Raw genomic sequence first — 17,106 nt, 5'->3', positions numbered from 1 at the left:
CGTGGTTTCCCAGCCGGGCTTTGTGTTTCCCAAACCAAATGACAGGTAGCTGTCTTTTAGTTGCGTTCGAGGTCGATATCGATACCCAGCGAACGGATTTCCTTGACCAGCACGTTGAACGATTCCGGCATGCCGGCGTCGATCACGTGATCGCCCTTGACCAGGTTCTCGTACACTTTGGTACGGCCATTCACGTCATCGGACTTGACGGTCAACATCTCTTGCAAGACATACGACGCGCCATACGCTTCCAGTGCCCAGACTTCCATCTCACCGAAACGCTGACCACCGAACTGGGCTTTACCACCCAGCGGCTGTTGCGTCACCAGCGAGTAAGGACCGGTCGAACGCGCATGCATCTTGTCATCGACCAAGTGATGCAGTTTCAGCATGTGCATCACGCCGACAGTGACCTTGCGTTCGAACGCTTCACCAGTGCGACCGTCATACATGGTCACCTGGTTCTTCGACGGGGTCATGCCCAGGTTCTTGGCGATGTCGTCCGGATACGCCAGGTCCAGCATGCGGCGGATCTCTTCTTCGTTCGCGCCGTCAAACACTGGCGTGGCGAATGGCACACCTTTTTTCAGATTCTCGGCCAGTTTCATGATCTCTTCATCATCAAACTTGTCCAGATCTTCCGCGCGGCCATTGTCGTTGTAGATCGTCGTCAGATACTTGCGCATTTGCTCGACCTTGGTTTGCGCCTTCAGCATTTCGCCGATGCGGATACCCAGACCCTTGGCAGCCCAGCCCAAGTGAGTCTCGAGAATCTGACCAACGTTCATCCGTGAAGGAACACCCAGCGGGTTCAGCACAACGTCGGCTGGCGTACCGTCGGCCATGTATGGCATGTCTTCCACAGGAACAATACGGGAAACCACACCCTTGTTACCGTGGCGACCTGCCATCTTGTCGCCCGACTGCAGGCGGCGTTTCACGGCCAGGTACACCTTGACCATTTTTTGCACGCCTGGTTGCAGCTCATCGCCTTGCGTCAGTTTCTTGCGCTTCTCTTCGAAGGCCAGGTCGAACTGGTGACGCTTCTCGTTGATCGATTCCTTGATCGCTTCGAGCGCTACGGCTGCATCGTCGTCCGCAGGGCGGATGTCGAACCAGTGGTATTTGTCCAGATCGGCCAGGTATTCCTTGGTGATCTTGGCGCCTTTGGCCAGCTTTTTAGGGCCGCCGTTGACAACTTTGCCGATCAGCATTTTTTCCAGACGCTGGAAGGCATCGCCTTCGACGATACGCATCTGGTCGTTCAGATCCAGACGGAAGCGTTTCAGTTCGTCATCGATAATTTGCTGGGCACGCTTGTCGCGCACGATGCCTTCACGCGTGAAGACTTGCACGTCGATCACGGTACCGATCATGCCCGAAGGCACGCGCAGCGACGTATCTTTTACGTCCGAAGCTTTTTCGCCGAAAATCGCGCGCAGCAGCTTCTCTTCCGGGGTCAGCTGGGTTTCGCCTTTAGGCGTCACTTTACCAACCAGGGTGTCGCCGGCCTGGACTTCAGCGCCGATGTAGACGATACCGGACTCATCCAGACGTGCCAGCTGATTTTCAGCCAGGTTCGAGATGTCGCGCGTAATTTCTTCCGCGCCCAGTTTCGTGTCACGCGCAACCACCGACAACTCTTCGATGTGAATCGAGGTGTAGCGGTCGTCCTTGACGACGTTTTCCGAGATCAGGATCGAATCTTCGAAGTTCAGACCATTCCATGGCATGAAAGCCACGGTCATGTTCTGGCCCAGCGCCAATTCACCCAGGTCGGTCGATGCGCCATCGGCGATCACGTCGCGCTTGGCAACACGGTCGCCCACTTGCACGATAGGACGCTGGTTGATGTTGGTGTTCTGGTTCGAACGGGTGTACTTGATCAGGTTGTAGATGTCGACGCCCACTTCACCAGCGGTCGCTTCGTCATCGTTCACGCGAATCACGACACGGCCCGCATCGATGTAATCGACGATACCGCCACGCAAGGCTTGCACGGTGGTGCCCGAGTCGACCGCAACGGTGCGTTCGATACCGGTACCGACCAGCGCTTTTTCAGGACGCAAGCAAGGCACAGCCTGGCGTTGCATGTTGGCGCCCATCAATGCACGGTTTGCATCATCGTGTTCGAGGAACGGAATCAGCGAGGCAGCGACGGAAACGATCTGGCCTGGTGCCACGTCCATGTACTGGATGCGCTCCGGGGAGACCAGGATGGTTTCGCCGGCTTCACGGGCCGAGACCAGTTCATCGGACAGCGTACCTTCATCGCTGATGGTCGCATTCGCCTGAGCGATGATGTAGCGGCCTTCTTCGATGGCGGACAGGTAGTCGATCTGATCGGTAATCTTGGAACCTTCGACCTTGCGGTACGGGGTTTCCAGGAAGCCGTATTCATTCAGGCGGGCATACAGAGCCAGCGAGTTGATCAGACCAATGTTCGGACCTTCCGGTGTCTCGATCGGGCAGACGCGGCCGTAGTGGGTCGGATGCACGTCGCGCACTTCAAAGCCGGCGCGTTCGCGTGTCAGACCGCCGGGTCCCAGAGCCGATACACGGCGCTTGTGGGTAATTTCCGACAGAGGATTGGTTTGGTCCATGAACTGCGACAGCTGGGACGAACCGAAGAACTCGCGAATCGCAGCCGAAATCGGCTTCGAGTTGATCAGGTCGTGCGGCATCAGGTTGTCCGCTTCGGCTTGGCCGAGGCGTTCCTTGACGGCGCGCTCAACACGCACCAGGCCGGCGCGGAATTGATTCTCGGCCAGTTCGCCCACGCAACGTACGCGACGGTTACCCAGGTGATCGATATCGTCGACTTCGCCGCGGCCATTGCGCAGTTCCACCAGGATCTTGATCACGGCCAGCACGTCTTCGTTCGACAGGGTCATGGCGCCGGTCAGTTCATCGCGGCCAATGCGGCGATTGAACTTCATGCGGCCCACGGCCGACAGGTCGTAGCGGTCCGAGTTGTAGAACAGGCCATTGAACAGCGCTTCAACGGAGTCTTCCGTTGGCGGTTCGCCTGGACGCATCATGCGGTAGATCGCCACTTTCGCAGCCATCTGATCGGCGGTGTCGTCGATACGCAGGGTTTGCGAGATGTAGGCGCCTTGATCCAGGTCGTTGGTGTACAAGGTCTGGATTTCGGAAATGTTGGCGTCGCGCAGGCGACCCAGCAGATCTTCCGTCAGCTCATCGTTCGCGGAAGCGACGACTTCACCGGTGTCGCCATCGACGATGTTCTTCGCCAATACGCGGCCCAGCAGGTAATCTTCCGGTACCGAAATGTGCTTGATGCCGGCAGCTTCGATATCACGCACGTGCTTGGCGTTGATACGCTTGTCTTTCAGCACCAGGGTCTTGCCCGACTTGTCGACGATGTCAAAGCGCGCCACTTCGCCGCGCAGACGTTCGGCGACGAATTCCATTTCCGCGCCTTCGGAGCGCAGGTTGAAATTGTCGAAGACAAAGAAATTGGCCAGGATTTGCTCATGCGACATGCCGATGGCTTTGAGCAGGATCGTTACTGGCATCTTGCGGCGGCGGTCGACGCGGAAGAACAGGATGTCTTTCGGGTCGAACTCGAAGTCCAGCCACGAACCGCGGTAAGGAATGATACGCGCGGAGAACAGCAGTTTACCGGACGAGTGAGTCTTGCCGCGGTCGTGCTCGAAGAACACGCCAGGCGAACGGTGCAGCTGGGAAACGATAACCCGCTCCGTGCCGTTGATCACGAACGAACCGGTGGTCGTCATGAGCGGCAATTCGCCCATGTAGACTTCCTGTTCCTTCATCTCTTTGACGACAGGCTTGGTTGGCGATTCCTTGTCCAGGATCACCAGACGCACTTTCGCGCGCAGCGGCGACGCGAACGTCAGGCCACGTTGTTGACATTCTTTGACGTCAAAGGCAGGATCGCCCAGAACGTACGACAAGAATTCGAGACGCGCAAAACCATTGTGCGACACGATAGGGAAAATCGAAGTGAAAGCCGACTGCAGGCCATCATTCTTGCGGCCGGACGGTGCTATGTCCTCTTGCAAGAAGCTATGATAAGACTCGAGCTGGGTCGCCAGCAGGAACGGAACGTGGTGAACGTTGGCGCGCTTCGCGAATGATTTGCGAATGCGTTTCTTCTCAGTAAATGAGTAGTGCATGGACACTCCGTGAGTGACAGAAAGGATAGAAAATTCAGGTTTTGCAAGTGTTCGTTTGCACCGCTGCGTGTGACACAGACGAAACCTCAAGGCTCTGCTTTCCGGCTTGAATCGAATAAAAACTGCTGCTGCAACTACATGACAAATACGATGCAGACGACAAAGGAGCCAAAGTCGGATTTCCCCCCTTGCGAGGGGAAACCTCAGACTTTGACTCGGGCGCTAACTGCCGCCGGTACAGATATTACTTGATCGAAGCGGTTGCGCCGGCTTCTACCAGTTTCTTCTGTGCTGCTTCAGCGTCAGCTTTCGACACTGCTTCTTTCACAGTTTTTGGTGCGCCATCGACCAGGTCTTTAGCTTCTTTCAAGCCCAGGCCGGTGATTTCGCGAACTGCTTTAATGACGCCAACTTTGTTTGCGCCGAAGCTGTCCAGGATGACGTTGAATTCGGTTTGTTCTTCAGCAGCTGCTGCTGGGCCTGCTGCAGGACCGGCCGAAGCCATTGCTGCTGCGGACACGCCGAATTTTTCTTCGAATGCTTTAACCAGGTCGTTCAGGTCCATTACGGACATGGCGCTAACTGCTTCCAGGATATCGTCTTTGCTAATTGCCATTTTGAAACTCCTAAATTTATTACGTTAGTTACATCAGATTGGTACTGAGAGAAAAAAGCGCGCGCAATTAAGCGGCTGCTGGGGCTTCTTCTGCTGCTGCTTCTGCAGGAGCTTCGGCGCCTTCGCCTTTTTTCGCTGCCAGGGCAGCCAGACCACGTGCAAAGCCCGAAACCGGAGCCAGCATAACGCCCAACAACTGCGCAATGAGGACTTCACGGCTAGGAATGCTCGCCAACGCGGTGACAGCAGCTGTATCCAGCGGCTTGCCTGCGTAGTTACCTGCTTTGATGACCAGTTTGTCGTTGGTTTTAGCGAAGTCAGCGATGACTTTAGCTGCTGCAACGGCATCGGCCGAGATCGAGTAGATCAACGGGCCGGTCATGGCATCTGCCAGGCTGGCGAATGCGGTACCTTCAACGGAGCGACGAGCCAGAGTGTTTTTCAACACACGCAGGTACACGCCTTGGGCACGCGCTTTAGCACGCAGTTGCGTCAAGTGACCAACCTGGATGCCACGATATTCGGCCACGACGATCGTTTGCGCATTTGCTACTTGTGCGGAAACTTCGGCGACGACGGCCTTTTTGTCATTCAGATTGAGACTCACGGTCAACCTCCTTAAATGATGTTCGGCAATCACAACCGAGTGGTTGAGCGCCTTGCATCGGTTCGAACACGGCGTCCGAAGTCAAGAAGTACTAAACTGAGCGGATGGATTCACGCAGCATGAGGACTACAAAACTTGTTCGGGTACACCATCTGCGTTGGGCACTTGCCGTTGCCGGCAAGCCTATTAACCTTCTGCATGTGCGATCGCAGTCGGCCCAACGGTCTTTGATTGTCTGCCTGCCTGGTGCGAACACCGGACAGACAGCCCAAAGATGCGCCCGCAGCGCCCGGAGGCGCCACAGGACTTGATTCTTTACTTAAGCTGCCAGACTAGTCTGGTCAACACGGACGCCAGCGCCCATGGTCGACGACAGCGAAACTTTGCGCAGGTACACGCCTTTGCTCGATGCTGGCTTGGCTTTGTTCAGTGCGTCGATCAGTGCGACCAGATTCGATTTCAGATCTGCGTCAGCGAACGATTTACGGCCGATGGTAGCGTGGATGATACCGGATTTGTCGGTACGGTACTGTACTTGACCGGCTTTCGCGTTTTTCACGGCGGTAGCGACGTCAGGAGTAACAGTGCCAACTTTCGGGTTAGGCATCATGCCGCGCGGGCCCAGGATCTGACCCAGGGTACCAACGATACGCATGGTATCTGGCGAAGCGATAACGATATCGAAAGGCATGTCGCCGGCTTTGATACGCTCAGCCAGGTCTTCCATACCAACGATGTCGGCGCCAGCTGCTTTAGCGGCTTCTGCTTTTTCGCCCGACGCGAAGACTGCCACGCGTACGGTTTTGCCGGTACCAGCTGGCAGCACGACGGAGCCGCGCACCACTTGGTCGGATTTCTTAGGATCAACACCCAGTTGTACCGATACGTCGATCGATTCATTGAACTTGGCCGTTGCGCACTCTTTGATCAGAGCGACAGCGTTGTCGAAAGCGTACACTTTGGTACGGTCGACTTTGGCTTTCAAAGCCTTGATACGTTTGGATAACTTAGCCATTATACAACACCTTCCACCGTGATACCAATCGAACGAGCGGAACCAGCGATGGTGCGTACAGCAGCATCCATGTCGGCAGCGGTCAGATCAGGGGTTTTCAATTTAGCGATTTCTTCAGCTTGTGCGCGGGTCAGCGTACCGACTTTGTCGGTATGTGGCTTCGGCGAACCTTTGGTGATCGCAGCAGCTTTTTTGATCAGGTAGGTTGCTGGAGGCGTCTTCATCACGAACGTGAAGGACTTGTCCGCAAACGCGGTGATCACGACTGGAATCGGCATGCCTGCTTCCAGACCTTGGGTCTGTGCATTGAAGGCTTTGCAGAATTCCATGATGTTCAGACCACGTTGACCCAGAGCTGGACCGATTGGTGGGGATGGGTTTGCTTTACCAGCTGGTACTTGCAGCTTGATAAAACCAATGATTTTCTTTGCCATGATGGCTCCTATCTTGGATTGAGTAGTAGCGCCCCGCCGATCCTACCCTGGCGGGGCTCCTCTGACCGGATTTCACTGAGACTGCCGTGACGCTCCTGGTGGCGCTTGATAATACTTAAACTTTTTCGACCTGGCCGAATTCGAGCTCCACCGGAGTAGCGCGACCGAAAATGGTGACCGAGACGCGCACTTTGGATTTCTCGTAATTGACTTCTTCGACATTGCCGTTGAAATCGGTAAACGGACCATCCTTGATGCGCACTTGCTCGCCCACCTCGTACAAGGTTTTAGGACGGGGCTTTTCAACACCTTCCTGCATCTGCTTCATGATGCCGTCGATTTCGCGCGCGGAGATCGGCGTCGGCTTGTTCGACTTGCCACCAATGAAACCGGTAACCTTGCTGGTGTTCTTGACCAAGTGCCAGCTCTCGTCCGTCATTTCCATTTCAACCAGCACATAGCCAGGATAGAAACGACGTTCGGTGACGGACTTCACACCATTCTTGACTTCGACCACTTCTTCGATCGGCACCAGGATCTGGCCGAACTGGTCTTGCATGCCCGCGCGCTCGATGCGCTCGGTCAGCGCGCGCATGACGCTTTTTTCCATGCCGGAATAAGCATGCACGACATACCAGCGCTTGCTGCTCACTGGCACGCTCAGCGCTGCACCAGTGTCCGCTACCGGAGCGTCGCCCGGAACGGACTCGTCCGCTGCTTCATCATGCACATTTTCGCTCATTATTTTTTCCAACCCAGAATTACGTCATACAACAAAAACTCGAGCAATTTATCCGTGCCCCACAGGAAAATCGCCATGACCAGCACAAAGGCAAACACGATCGCAGTAATCTGCGTGGCTTCTTTGCGGGTAGGCCAAACGACTTTCTTGGTTTCGCGCACAGCTTCTTTGGCGAAATTGAGAAATTCACGGCCGGTCGTCGAGATATACAAGAGTGCAACAGCAATAACCAAACCAGCCACAAGCGCGCTTGCACGCACCAGAGCTGGTTGGCCTGCCAGGTAATAAAACCCGACTACTCCTGCAATCGCAGCCACTATTGCCAGCGCGACTTTTATCTTGTCACTCGACGTGCTAACGGTTTGCACGGATTGATTTGACATTTTTCTACTTTCGGTGCCCTGCACCTTGACGGTGGCAGGGACGGAGGGCATCGAACCCCCAACCTTCGGTTTTGGAGACCGACGCTCTGCCAATTGAGCTACGTCCCTACGTAAAACTTTCGAGGAGTGCTATTCTACCACCCAGGACGCCCCAGGTGGAAGCATAACATTTCCTTATGCGAGGATTTTTGCAACCACGCCGGCGCCGACGGTACGACCGCCTTCACGGATAGCGAAGCGCAGGCCTTCTTCCATCGCGATCGGGTTGATCAGCTTGACGGTGATCGACACGTTATCGCCTGGCATAACCATTTCTTTGTCTGCTGGCAACTCGATCGAACCAGTCACGTCCGTCGTGCGGAAGTAGAACTGTGGACGATAGTTGTTGAAGAATGGCGTATGACGGCCGCCTTCGTCTTTCGACAGAACATAGATCTCGCCGGTGAAGTGCGCATGCGGCTTGATCGAGCCTGGCTTGGCCAGAACTTGACCACGTTGCACGTCTTCACGCTTGGTGCCGCGCAGCAGCAGACCAACGTTGTCGCCTGCTTGACCTTGATCCAGCAGTTTGCGGAACATTTCCACGCCGGTGCAAGTCGTTTTGACGGTATCGATAATACCAACGATTTCGATCTCTTCGCCGACTTTGACAATGCCGCGCTCGATACGACCGGTGACCACGGTACCGCGACCCGAGATCGAGAACACGTCTTCCACTGGCATCAGGAAAGCACCGTCAACAGCGCGCTCTGGCGTTGGGATGTAGGAATCGAGGGCATCGGCCAGACGCAACACTGCATCTACGCCCATTTCGCCTTCTTTGCCTTCCAGCGCCATACGTGCCGAACCTTTGATGATAGGCACGTCGTCGCCAGGGAACTCATACTTCGACAACAGCTCGCGCACTTCCATTTCAACCAGTTCCAGCAGCTCTGCGTCGTCGACCAGGTCGCACTTGTTCAGGAACACGATGATGTATGGAACGCCAACTTGGCGGGCCAGCAGGATGTGTTCGCGGGTCTGTGGCATTGGGCCGTCAGCTGCGGAGCATACCAGGATCGCGCCGTCCATCTGCGCGGCACCGGTAATCATGTTTTTGATGTAATCGGCGTGGCCTGGGCAGTCAACGTGCGCGTAGTGACGCGATGCCGTTTCGTACTCGACGTGGGCGGTGTTAATCGTGATACCGCGCGCTTTTTCTTCCGGTGCTGCATCGATCTGGTCGTATGCTTTAGCTTCGCCGCCGAATTTCTTCGACAGAACCGTTGCGATTGCAGCGGTCAGCGTGGTTTTACCGTGGTCGACGTGGCCGATGGTGCCGACGTTGACGTGCGGCTTGGTCCGTTCGAATTTACCTTTTGCCATTTTGAACTCCTAATGATTTGATTAGATTGCTCAGGCACACGCCCGACGGTCTGGTTTGAATTGCTTCTGTGCTGCCTGCTGCGAATTCTGGTGCCCTTGACGTGGATCGAACACGTGGCCTCTCCCTTACCAAGGGAGTGCTCTACCACTGAGCTACAAGGGCTGTAATTTGTTGCATGCGATGCATCAAGCATCTGAACGGAAACTGGAGCGGGTGAAGGGAATCGAACCCTCGTCGTAAGCTTGGAAGGCTTCTGCTCTACCATTGAGCTACACCCGCGAGGTATCGTTCACTTATCTTCACTTACTTGCTACTACCCAGTTTTCCTTGCAAAAACTTGGTGGAGGGGGCTGGATTCGAACCAGCGTACTCATAGAGAACAGATTTACAGTCTGTCGCCTTTAACCACTCGGCCACCCCTCCGCGGGAACCGCAGAGTATGAAGCATCTACTCACAACTGTCAACCTTATTTACTGATGCCTGACTGCTGCATTTGCGTATAAAGAAGAAGTTGGCTGCTTCGGGGCGTGATTATAAGCTCCCGATTTGAGAATGTGCAAGGGTTGGCGCGAAAAAGTCGACTTTTTTTCGCATTTTTTTATCACCCCCGGCTGCAAGCCGCATTTTTCCGTCATTCGCCCCGTATTTCTCCCTGTCACCGGGCGTCAGGCGGATGCATCCAGGAGTTGCCAAGGGGCTTATATTTACGCAACAACTGCTGATGCAAGCCCGATAGCACGGGCAATTTGGGGTTGCGTGGGTCCAGGCGGCGCACACCGGCAATAAACGTCAGCGCCTGCTGCCCCATGCGCTCATCCCAGCCTTCGTGTTCCAGGCATTTCAGTACCGCCACGGCCGCATTGAAGACCACTTGCGGATTATCGGGCAGGCGCGTGACGGCTTCGCCCATCAGATCGACGGCGCCGCGGAAATCGCCGTCTCCCGCCCTGGCGGCGCCCGCTGCCACCATATCGGCCACTTCCTGGCGGCTTTGCCGCGCCAGCGCCTTGGCCAACTCCTCGCGCCCCGCCAGCTCGAACACGGCCATGGCGCGCGTCATGGCCGCGCTGTCGGGCGCATTGCGCATGACTTCACGCATCACCTCGGCGGCGCCGTCTTCGCGCCCGTGCGCCAGGCAGTGGCGCGCCAGTTCCGTTTTCAGCGTATTCGAGCCGCCCACGCTATGCCGGTTGGCGGCCAGGGCGGCGTCCAGCGATTGCTGCAGGCGTTCCTCGTTGCCCGTATGCGCATGCAGCATGGCGCTGCACAGGGCGCTGCACAGCTCCGCATTCTTTTGTCCGCCCATCGACTTGTCGAGGTCGCGGATCACGGCGCCCACCTGTAGCGGGTCGCCCTTGCGCACCAGGGTCTGCACCAGGCGCACATGGTCTTCCGGGTCACGGAACTCCGAATACTTGGCCTTGCTGACCACCAGCTTCAGGGCTTTTTCCGCCATCTCGATGTCGTCGGCCGCCAGGGCCGCCTCGCCCAGCCGGCGCAAGCGGCGCACGGCATGCGGCGACAGAGCCACCGCCTCGCTCAGGGTCGCCTGCGCCAGTTCCGGCTTGCCTTGTGCCAGGTGCGTGCGCGCCAGCCAGTCATACGCGTCAAGAAAACGCTTATTGTTTTCCAACAACCCTTCCAGCGTGCCCTGCGCCGCTGCATACTCGCCCAGCAGGAATTGCGTCTTGGCCTGCCCCAGGCGCGCCCAGCCAATGGACTTGGCTTGGTACAGGGCTGCGTAGATCGGCTCGGCATCGGCCGCCTCGCCCAGCAGCAAATGCAATTCCGCGCGCAGGCGCAGGAAATCGGTGGCGTAGCGGGGATACAGGCTGGCGCCCTCGGCGCAGGCGGCAATCGCCGCACGCTCATTGCCCACGTCGATCAGTGCATACACGGGCACGAAGGCATTGCGCTTGTCCAGCGCGCGGCCGATGCGCTCGAGCATGTTCTCAGCGGTGAAAGGTTTGAGGATGTAATCGGTGGGCAGCAGCTCGACGGCGCTGACCACCTTGGCAAAGCTGCCTTCGCCCGTGACCATGAAGAACATGGTCGACGCATGCATCAATTTGTGATGGCGCAAGTCTTCCAGCATCTGCTGGCCATCCTGCCCGCCGTCGAGGTCGTATTCGCACAGGATCAAATCGTACGATTTGCTGCCCAGCATGCGGATCGCCTGGCCCGAGCTGGCCGCGTCATCGATCTTCGCCAGGCCGCACAGGTTGAGCATATTGTGCAGGCTGGCGCGCATGCCCGGATGCGGCTCGATGATCAGTGCGCTGAGGCCCTTGAGTTCTTTCATGTCGTAATGTCCGAAAACTCCGCGGCGCGCCACACTGGTGCGTGGCGCCAGCCAGCATGAGGCAGCCGAGTATATGACGGCGCCGCGCGCAAGGGAATGGTGTGCCGCCGAAAAACGCCAACTCAGGTGGTGGCGCGCTCCGGATGCCACAGTTGCGGCTCGTGGTCGATCAGGTCCAGCAACGCCGTCACCACTTCCGGATCGAACTGGCTGCCGCTGCGCTGTTCGATGTATTCACGCACCTGCGGATACGGCCATGGCTCCTTGTAGGGCCGCTCGTGCAGCAAAGCATCGAAGACATCGACCACGGCAACGATGCGCGCGGCCACGGGAATATCGCGTCCCACAAGGCCATTCGGGTAGCCGGCGCCATCGAAGTGTTCGTGGTGGCCGCCGGCGATCTGCGCGCCATACGTGAGGTAGCTGACGCCGTCGACCATGTTGGCGGCACGCTCGAGGATGGTGCGCCCGACGCTGGCATGCAGCTGCATCTGTGTGCGTTCCTCGTCCGTATGCTTGCCCGGCTTGAGCAGCACGGCGTCCGGCGTGGCTACCTTGCCCACGTCGTGCAAGATGCTGGCCAGGCCGATCATGTCGAGCAGCTGCGGCGTCAGCTCATCCGGGTACACGGCGCGCTGCTGCATGCGCCGGGCGATCGCCTCGGACAGCAGCTGCACGCGCCGCACATGACCGCCCGTGTCGCTGTCGCGGAACTCGGCCAGGTCGGCCAGTGCCACCACGGTCGCTTCCTGCGCCTTGCGCAGCTGGCCGAACATGTACAGGTTGTCGAAGGCGGCGGCGATGCGCTGGCAAAATACTTCCAGCAAGTCGCGCTGGATCTGCGCCAGCGGCCACGGCGGCGTGACGGAGATGGCCAGCTCGCGGTTGCCTTCCGTATGGATGAACAGGACATTGGCCGGATGCTCGAACTGGCTGCGCTTTTCCGCAAACGCCTTGGCGATGGTGGCGGTGAGCGCATGCTCGGCCGGCATGGCTTCCGACTCGGCCAGCATGGCATAAGTGCCCGTGGCGGCGACCACCTCAGGCCGCCCGGCACCGCCCTGCATCAGGCACAGCACGCCGTCGGCACCCACGTCGAGGATGGCGCTGACCTGGTTGAGCACGCCGGAAGCGAATTCGCGCAGCGAATGGATCTGGTACAGATTGGTGGCGCCGGCGAGGATCTTGCCCAGGCCGATGCGGCTGCGCTCGAGCATCATCAGGCTCTCGTAGGCACGCAACGCCGAAATGACGGTGGTAAACAGCTTCTGCGTCGTCAGTTCCGTCTTGGCCTTGTAATCGTTGATGTCGTATTCGATGATGACGCGCTGCTCGGGCGCCTGGCCCGGCTGGCCCGTGCGCAGCACGACGCGCACGATGGCGTTGTTCAGGTCGGCGCGGATGCGCTTGGCGAGGATCAGGCCGGCATCGTCCGTTTCCATCACCACGTCGAGCAGCACCAGCGCGATATCGGGCGTGTCGCGCAAGATGTCATACGCTTCGCGGCCGCTGTAGGCGGAGAACAATTCCAGTTCGCGGCCCTTGAAACTGACATTGCGCAGCGCCAGCCGCGTGACCGCATGCACATCGACATCATCATCGACGATCAGGACACGCCACAGGCGCTGGTCAGGCGCGGCCAGCCCGGCAGGACTGGCCACCGGCTCATCTTCGTCGAGCAGCCAGTTATCATCTGCATCGGCTGTGAGGTCGGTCATGAATACTCCTAATGGATAAGGTCGATGTGGACGCTGCGTTGACGCATATCAAGCATAATCAGATTAGATGCTGCTTACAACAGGATTCTTCGCGCTCTCTTCGCCAACGGCGGGCGCCGGCGCCGATGCACCGCCCCGCGTGCTGCCGCCACAATTGTCCTGGCCCGGCCCGACTGCCTGGTAGCGCACTTCATACTTGCCAGCGCTGAGCTGTTCCACCAGCAGTTTGTCGTTCGCGAGGATGTACAGATAGCGCACATTCGAGCGCCGCTCCGTGTCATACAGTTTGACGAACATGGGCGCGGCATTGTGGCTGTTGTCGATGCTGATGGCCAGCTCTTCGCCCTTGTTACCGATCAGGAACCCATCGACATAGCCGGAATGCGTCGGCCAGGGCTCGCCATTCGGCGCCACCAGCGATGCCGGCTCGGTCTTGCCTGCGCCATCGCAGGCAGGCTGGATGGCTTTCAAGCTCAGCTGGGAAACGGCCAGCACGCGGATCTCGGGCGTCTTCGCTTCCCGGGGTTCCGGTGCATACGGCTTGCCCACCGCCCAGCTGTCGACTGCCACGGCCTCGCCTTTCGATGACGGCGGCGCGGCGCTGGCCGCTGGCGCATGGGGCTGGGCGCCATCGCGGGCCAGCCCGCTCCAGGCCGTTGCCAGCGCGGCCGGCACGGGCTGGGAGGTATCGAGCATCAGCAAGGCCCCCAACCAGCCCAGCAACAGGCAGACAAGCAGACTCAGCCACCAGCGCCAGTTGCGCCAGACGGGCTGCAGGCCGCGTCGCGGCTTGCCCCTGGATGGCGGCACATCCTGCGCCCAGGCGTGCTCATGCGACTGGGCATGGCTTTTCGCGCGGCCATCGCGGCCCTTGCCTTCTTCGTGATGGGTGCTTTCCAGCCATTCGATTTCCCACTCCTCGGCAGCGATCCACTCGTCGTGTTCCCTGCGGCGTTGCGGATCGGACAAGGTGCCATAGGCGCTGTTGAGGATCGCCATGATGCGGGCGGCCTTTTCATCGCCGGGATTCTTGTCCGGGTGGTATTTCTGGCTGAGGGCTTTGTACGCGGCACGTATGACTTCCTGCGGCGCCAGGCGCGCCACCTTCAGGTTGTCATAGTGTGTATGTATCTTTCCCATCGTTCTATCTTGAAATCGGTGCGCGGCGACGGGTTCTTGCAGGATGGAACCGTGCTGTGTCGGTCATCATATACGATATGACAAGTTAATAACCACCAGCGGACAGGAAATTGCAGGGCGACACTGCCCTGCCTTGATATTGCAGCGCTTACAGGCGATGACTGCGGTCAGCGGACAACAGCGCTTCCGGCAACTCCACACAGTGCCCCACCGCCAGCACCTTGAACAATTCCCCCATCTCGGCCGGCGAGACCAGCTTTTGCACGGCGCTGGCCTGCGGCAAGTACGTTTTGACCTGTTCAGGATCGGTACGTAGCAGCAAGTCGCCGATGCCAGCGCCCAGCAGGAAGGACGCCTGGTTCATGTACGCGAGCACATCGAGGCCGGCGTCCTGCGCCGCCACCGCCATGGCCGTGAAGTCGACGTGGGCCGTGATGTCTTGCAAGCCGGGCAGATAAAACGGTTCCGCATGGGCGTGGTGGCGGTAATGGCACATCAGGGTGCCCGTGGCGCGCAAGTCCAGGTAATACTCGTGCGCAGGGAAGCCATAATCGAACAGCACGGCCGCGCCGCCCTTGCCATTGCTCAGCATGCGCGCCAGCGAGCGCATGAAGCCGCAGGCGACGCCGTGGATTTCGCTGACATAGCCGACCGGCAAGGCATCGGCGCCTGGCACCTGGGCGGCGATCTGCGCGGCCACGTCGGCACCGGCCGGGCGCTCGACAAACACGAACTGGCCATCGGCGATGCTGACATCGAGCTCGCACCAGCCGGCGGGGGTCTTGCTGATCAGGTTGACGGGCATGGCGTCCAGCACCTCATTGCCGAACACGGCGCCTTCAAAAGCGTCGGGAAAGCCGTCGAACCACACCACTTGCGGGAAGGCGGCCAGCGCCAGTTCCTGGCGCGCGCGCAATTCGCCGGATAACTCGACGATCGCATACTGTTCTATAAGGATGCCGGCGCTGGCCGCTTCCGTCAGGATATCGAAAGCCAGCTTGCCTGTGCCGGCGCCGAATTCGAGGATGCACGGGGCCGTTTGCGCCATAATAGCGGCTGCCACATGAGCCAGGGTGGCGCCGAACAAGGGCGAGATCTCCGGCGCGGTTGTAAAATCGCCATCTTTGCCCAGCTTGGCGGCGCCGCCGCTGTAATAGCCGAGGTCAGGCGCGTACAGCGCCAGCTCCATGAAGCGGGCAAAGGGAATGGCGCCGTCATTGCGCGCGATTTCGGCGGCAATCTGGTGCTGCAAGGCATGGGACGCGGCCAGCGCGTCGCTATCGGGTGCGGGAAGAGACATACCCGCATTGTAGCGAATCGACGGCGCATGCCGCCAGTGTGGCATCCACCGAATATCTCAACCATAGCAAAGACATGACAGAAGCAACAACAACGCCATTCGACAGCACTCCCCGCGTCGCCCTCGTCACGGGCGCGGCGCGCCGCATCGGCCGCGCCATCGCGCTGGGCCTGGCGCGCGACGGCTGGGATATCGCCGTCCACTACCGCCACTCGCACGAGGAAGCACTCAGCCTGGTGGCGGAAATCGTCGCGCTGGGCCGCCGCGCGCAAGCGTTCCCCTGCGACCTGGCGCAGGAAGACGCCGTGCGCCAGCTATTGCCGCAGGCGCAGGCGGCGCTGGGGCCAGTTACTTGCGTGGTCAACAACGCATCGTTGTTTGAATACGACAATGCGGGCGATTTTTCCGTCATGGCGCTCGACGCCCACATGCACGCCAACCTGGCCGCCCCCATCCTGCTGGCGCAGGCGCTGTACCAGGCCACCCCGGCAGGCGAGCAAGCCGTAGTCATCAACTTGCTCGATCAAAAACTGTACAATCTCAATCCTGATTTTTTGTCGTACACCCTGTCCAAGGCGGCGCTGCTGTCGGCGACCACCATGCTGGCCCAGGCGCTGGCGCCGAAAGTGCGCGTGGTGGGCATTGCCCCCGGCATCACCATGGTCTCCGGCGAGCAGACGGAAGCGAACTTTGCCAAGGCGCATGAAAACACGCCGCTGGGACGCTCCAGCACGCCCGAGGATGTGGCCGACTGCGTCTGTTACGTGGCCGGTGCGCGCGCGCTGACGGGCACGACCCTGCTGGTCGATGGCGGCCAGCATTTGATCGGCTTGCCGCGCGACGTCATGTTTTTGACCAAATAATCAGCAGTCCTGCCAAACAACCAGCATTCCAGCATCCCCTAAAAGGTAAAACTATGTCGTCCGCCCTGTACCACCCTCGCCTGGCCGATTGCCGCCGCCTGTTCCTGCGTAATTACGAAATCCTCATCAACATCGGCGTCTACGACTTCGAGAAAAAGGGCGAGCAGCGCGTCCTCATCAACGTCGACCTGTATATTCCCCTGGCCCTGTCGACACCCAAGGATGACCAGCTGGAAGAAGTGGTCGACTACGACTTCATGCGCGAAACCATCGCCAAGCGCATGGCGCAAGGCCACGTGCAACTGCAGGAAAGCCTGGTCGACGACGTGCTCGCCGCCATGCTGGCGCACCCGCGCGTGCGCGCCGCGCGCGTGTCGAGCATGAAGCCGGACGTGTATCCCGACTGCGAAGGCGTGGGCGTGGAAGTATTCAAGATCAAGGATGAAGCATGAACAA

General features: G+C 58.8%; 14 protein-coding genes and 4 tRNA genes. 2 read left to right on the top strand and 16 right to left on the bottom strand.

Translation table 11 applies throughout. The features are described 5' to 3' along the window. Positions 1-56: 56 nt before the first annotated feature. From rpoB to FJQ89_RS19925, 16 genes are all read right to left on the bottom strand, one after another. Positions 57-4,163 (bottom strand): DNA-directed RNA polymerase subunit beta, encoded by a 4,107-nt coding sequence (gene rpoB / locus FJQ89_RS20000; protein ID WP_099760958.1) that lies wholly within the window; start codon positions 4,161-4,163, stop codon positions 57-59. 244 nt (positions 4,164-4,407) lie between these two features. Continuing rightward, positions 4,408-4,779: a 50S ribosomal protein L7/L12 gene (gene rplL, locus FJQ89_RS19995; RefSeq protein WP_010394320.1), complete on the bottom strand. Its 372-nt coding sequence runs from the start codon at positions 4,777-4,779 to the stop codon at positions 4,408-4,410. Positions 4,780-4,846: 67 nt separating this feature from the next. Then, positions 4,847-5,386, bottom strand: a complete 540-nt coding sequence (gene rplJ, locus FJQ89_RS19990) for a 50S ribosomal protein L10 (protein WP_141171436.1) — start codon at positions 5,384-5,386, stop codon at positions 4,847-4,849. 319 nt (positions 5,387-5,705) lie between these two features. Further along, entirely contained in the window at positions 5,706-6,401 is a 696-nt protein-coding gene (gene rplA, locus FJQ89_RS19985; RefSeq protein WP_071079797.1) for a 50S ribosomal protein L1, read from the bottom strand. Then, on the bottom strand, positions 6,401-6,835 hold the full coding sequence (gene rplK / locus FJQ89_RS19980; protein WP_010394312.1) for a 50S ribosomal protein L11: 435 nt from the start codon (positions 6,833-6,835) through the stop codon (positions 6,401-6,403). The genes rplA and rplK overlap by 1 nt, the downstream gene beginning before the upstream one ends. 115 nt (positions 6,836-6,950) lie before the next feature. Next, positions 6,951-7,577 (bottom strand): transcription termination/antitermination protein NusG, encoded by a 627-nt coding sequence (gene nusG, locus FJQ89_RS19975; RefSeq protein WP_034753130.1) that lies wholly within the window; start codon positions 7,575-7,577, stop codon positions 6,951-6,953. After that, entirely contained in the window at positions 7,577-7,960 is a 384-nt protein-coding gene (gene secE, locus FJQ89_RS19970; protein WP_035823944.1) for a preprotein translocase subunit SecE, read from the bottom strand. The genes nusG and secE overlap by 1 nt, the downstream gene beginning before the upstream one ends. Positions 7,961-7,992: 32 nt before the next feature. Further along, a tRNA-Trp gene (locus tag FJQ89_RS19965) sits at positions 7,993-8,068 on the bottom strand. Positions 8,069-8,134: 66 nt separating this feature from the next. Further along, complete coding sequence (gene tuf, locus FJQ89_RS19960) at positions 8,135-9,325, bottom strand: elongation factor Tu (RefSeq protein ID WP_070345915.1); 1,191 nt, start codon at positions 9,323-9,325, stop codon at positions 8,135-8,137. An 88-nt stretch (positions 9,326-9,413) separates the two neighbouring features. Beyond that, positions 9,414-9,488 (bottom strand) — tRNA-Thr (locus tag FJQ89_RS19955). Positions 9,489-9,531: 43 nt separating this feature from the next. Beyond that, positions 9,532-9,605 (bottom strand) — tRNA-Gly (locus tag FJQ89_RS19950). Between the two features lie 59 nt (positions 9,606-9,664). Further along, positions 9,665-9,749: transfer RNA gene (locus FJQ89_RS19945), tRNA-Tyr, on the bottom strand. Between the two features lie 233 nt (positions 9,750-9,982). Then, a complete protein-coding gene (locus FJQ89_RS19940; protein ID WP_141171435.1) occupies positions 9,983-11,629 on the bottom strand; it encodes a tetratricopeptide repeat-containing response regulator in 1,647 nt (548 codons plus the stop codon). 122 nt (positions 11,630-11,751) lie between these two features. Next, a complete protein-coding gene (locus FJQ89_RS19935) occupies positions 11,752-13,347 on the bottom strand; it encodes a DUF3369 domain-containing protein (RefSeq protein ID WP_099760960.1) in 1,596 nt (531 codons plus the stop codon). 63 nt (positions 13,348-13,410) lie between these two features. After that, positions 13,411-14,487, bottom strand: a complete 1,077-nt coding sequence (locus FJQ89_RS19930; protein ID WP_141171434.1) for a J domain-containing protein — start codon at positions 14,485-14,487, stop codon at positions 13,411-13,413. Positions 14,488-14,635: 148 nt separating this feature from the next. After that, entirely contained in the window at positions 14,636-15,787 is a 1,152-nt protein-coding gene (locus FJQ89_RS19925) for a class I SAM-dependent methyltransferase (RefSeq protein WP_141171433.1), read from the bottom strand. Positions 15,788-15,861: 74 nt separating this feature from the next. Between FJQ89_RS19925 and FJQ89_RS19920 the strand changes: the two genes are divergently transcribed. Then, positions 15,862-16,650 carry an SDR family oxidoreductase gene (locus FJQ89_RS19920; protein ID WP_141171432.1) on the top strand — a complete coding sequence of 263 codons (789 nt, stop codon included), beginning with the start codon at positions 15,862-15,864 and terminating at the stop codon, positions 16,648-16,650. A 53-nt stretch (positions 16,651-16,703) separates the two neighbouring features. Then, positions 16,704-17,102 (top strand): dihydroneopterin aldolase, encoded by a 399-nt coding sequence (locus FJQ89_RS19915; RefSeq protein ID WP_099760963.1) that lies wholly within the window; start codon positions 16,704-16,706, stop codon positions 17,100-17,102. The last annotated feature ends 4 nt before the right edge of the window (positions 17,103-17,106 follow it).

The sequence above is a fragment of the Janthinobacterium tructae genome, from assembly GCF_006517255.1.
GTDB lineage: Bacteria > Pseudomonadota > Gammaproteobacteria > Burkholderiales > Burkholderiaceae_D > Janthinobacterium > Janthinobacterium tructae.
The sequence above is the reverse complement of the archived record's forward strand: the minus strand, read 5'-3'. Positions and strand labels throughout refer to the sequence as shown.